Origin of the sequence: Novosphingobium profundi, from assembly GCF_018491765.1 — a bacterium.
Taxonomy (GTDB): domain Bacteria; phylum Pseudomonadota; class Alphaproteobacteria; order Sphingomonadales; family Sphingomonadaceae; genus Novosphingobium; species Novosphingobium profundi.
Map to the genome: position 1 here is coordinate 1 of NZ_JABWCU010000059.1, position 2,902 is coordinate 2,902.

At 60.1% G+C, this 2,902-nt stretch carries 2 protein-coding genes; both read right to left on the reverse strand.

Annotated features, from left to right (window positions below):
* The coding region (locus tag HT136_RS25925; RefSeq protein ID WP_214202639.1) for a DUF4158 domain-containing protein at positions 1-1,525 on the reverse strand (1,525 nt) is incomplete at its 3' end.
* 91 nt (positions 1,526-1,616) lie between these two features.
* On the reverse strand, positions 1,617-2,902 hold a 1,286-nt coding region (gene merA / locus HT136_RS25930; RefSeq protein WP_214202640.1), incomplete at its 5' end, for a mercury(II) reductase.

Consider the following 2,902-nt stretch of genomic DNA (forward strand, 5'->3'; position numbering starts at 1 on the left):
CAGCATTTGAATCGAACGGAAGCACATCCGCCACTTTGGCGGCGTCGCGCCGACCCAGCAAATAGGCATCGAAGCGCTGATAGTTGCGGGTTCCCTCGATCCATACATCACCGGCGCGCAAACGATCACGCAAGGTTGCCATGATCGCAATTTCATAACGTCGGCGGTCGATACGGCCGCTTTCGGTGATGAGACGCTTCCACTGCCGATTGGGGAATGGCAGTGGAACGCCATCGGGAAGGTCGCGCGACTTTCGTGTGTTCGCATCGCGAATGACATCGATGGCTTTGATCAGTGCCGTCCCTGTTCCAGACGCCTTGAAGGTGAAGGCGTCCAGAAATGCCGGGCTGAAACGCCGTAGCGTGGCGTAACGCTCGGTTGCCGTTACCAGTGCGTCCTCGCCGGCAAGATCAGCAAGGGCATCTACTTGGGCCTTTGCCGCAACAAGCCGGTGCCAGCCCACCGCTTCGTCAATCAATTCGAGCGGATCGCCGCCATTCTGGACAGCCTCATCAAGTGCTGTAATCGTGGCGCCAAACAGCCGCATGAGTTGCCCCACCGACTGAATACTATCTTGGTAGCGACGCTCGCGCCCACGCCGCGCGCGCGTGAACATGCCGCCGATAAGTCGGTCAAACATTTGGATCGCGGCATCGGCAAGTCTGGCCTCAAGGTCGATCACTGCGGCCGTCAACGTCGCCCGCCTGCGATTGACGCTGTAATCCGAAAGCAGGAATGCCGGTGCCACGCCGCCCTCGCGGACAAATTGGGCAAAGCGGAATTCCGGAATGGCGCCCCCAACTACCGGGTGGATACCTATGCCGCGAACATAGCGCAGGCGCTCAAGCAAGCCATTGATATTGGCCGCAGTCGGGGCTTCTTCGAAATTACGCAACCACGCCAGCGGTGTCATGCCGAAATCCGGGTTGTTGATTACGAGTTCGTCTAGCCGTGTCAGTTCAGCAGAGCTGAGGCCTTCGACGATTGCGGCTGCGGCAGCTTTGCGTGCGCGTGCCCGGCCAGCAAGACCGGCGCGTTCCAGTGTGTCGCCTGACGGAAGAATGAACCGCTCACCCTTCAGGCCAACCATGAGGGCGCGAACAATCGGTTCACCTCTGTCTGTATACTCGGCGGCTTGCGCGGCAAGATTCAGGGCAAGTGCCAGGTCGCCGCGTCGAAACGGGCGTATGCCAAGATAACGCGCCACGAGATCGGCATGATCGGTACGGGTTTGCGCGCGCTGACCATATGCAGAGAAGGAGGAAGGATCGACGAATAACTGTGCCGCGAGGTACTGAAGAATGACGTCGGGAAGCCCGATCTCGGGTTGCAGACCAAAGCCGGGATGTCGCATCAAAGCGATTTGTGCAGCCAGACCGAGGCGATTTGCTGGACCATAGCGGCGCCCAACCAATTCAACATCTTCCGCAGAAAGGGTATAATGCCCAATGATCGCGGTTTCTTGGACAGGAGGATCGAACAGGCGCCGGCGCTCGTCTCCGGTCAGAAGTCGGCGTCGTGCCATTTTGCTCTCCCGCTGAGGCGAATAACAAAATTGACACCAAAGCGGCTTGCACTGGAGGGAGGCCATTCGTTGCCGGTTGATCCCCGAGCAATCACCCGGCGCAGCAAGACAGTTTGGCGACATCCTTATCAAACGTTTGGGCCGCCAGTTTGAGGCCTTCCACAGTGGTCAGGTAAGGAAATATCGTTGCACCCAATTCCAGGGTGGTCATGCCGTGTTTGATCGCCAGCACCAGTGTCTGGATCGAATCCGCGCCTTCGGGTGCCATGATCTGGCCGCCCAGCAAACGGTCGTTCGCCTTGTCGGCAATCAGTTTGATGAGACCCCGCGTATCGCGTGCTGCCAGTGCCCTTGGCACAGCATCGAGCGGGAGCAGCGAAACCTTGATGTCCAGGCCTTGCGCCCGTGCTGTCGTTTCAGTGAGGCCGGCGCTGGCGACTTGCGGGTCGGTGAAGACGACGGATGGCATGGAGGAATTGTCGTAGCGGTATTGGTTGCCCGTCACCGCGTTGCGCGCGGCCAGTTTTGCGCCATAGGCGGCCATGTAGACGAACTGGTCCCGTCCCGTTACATCGCCCGCCGCGTAAATGCCTGGAACCGACGTTTCGAGGTGGTCATCGACGACGATTCCACCATTACGGGCAAGCACTATGCCGCGCTCCTCCAGCCCAAGCCCGTCGCTATTGGGTCGGCGTCCGGTGGCGATGAGCACCTGTTCCGCCGCGACGGTGTCACAATGCCCCTCGCAGGTCAATTCGACCCCGCTCTGTGTTTGGGCGATACGCTGATAGCCGACACCTGCGCAAACCCGCACGCCCTCGGCTTCCAAATAGTTTTTCAGCGCGGCACTCACTTCCGGGTCCATTTCGGGGAGCAGGCGGCTTCGGCAGCAGATGGTGACATCAACGCCCAGACGCGAAAACATCTGTCCCAGTTCTACCCCGATCACCCCGCCACCGATCACCAGCAGCGATTTGGGCAAGCGATCCAGCGCCAGCGCCGATGTGCTGGTTAGGTAGGGCACGCTGTCCATCCCCGGAATCGGCGGCACGGCGGCGTGCGCACCCATCGCCAATATGACCTTGCCGACCTTCATGGGCGCATCGCCGACAATCAGCGCACCATCGGCAAAGCGTGCCTTGCCCTCGATATAGCTCACACCGTCATAGGCGGGCAGCAGATCGACATATTTTTTTTGGCGCAGCGTCGTGACAAGATCGTCCTTCGACGCCGCCAATACGGACCAGTCATCCATCTGGACAGCGCCCCCAAGGCCGGGAAAGCGCGCGGCGGCAAGCCCACCATGCACCGCTTCGGCGGCGCGGATCAGCGTCTTGGAAGGAACGCAGCCAACATTGACACAGGTGCCGCCAATCG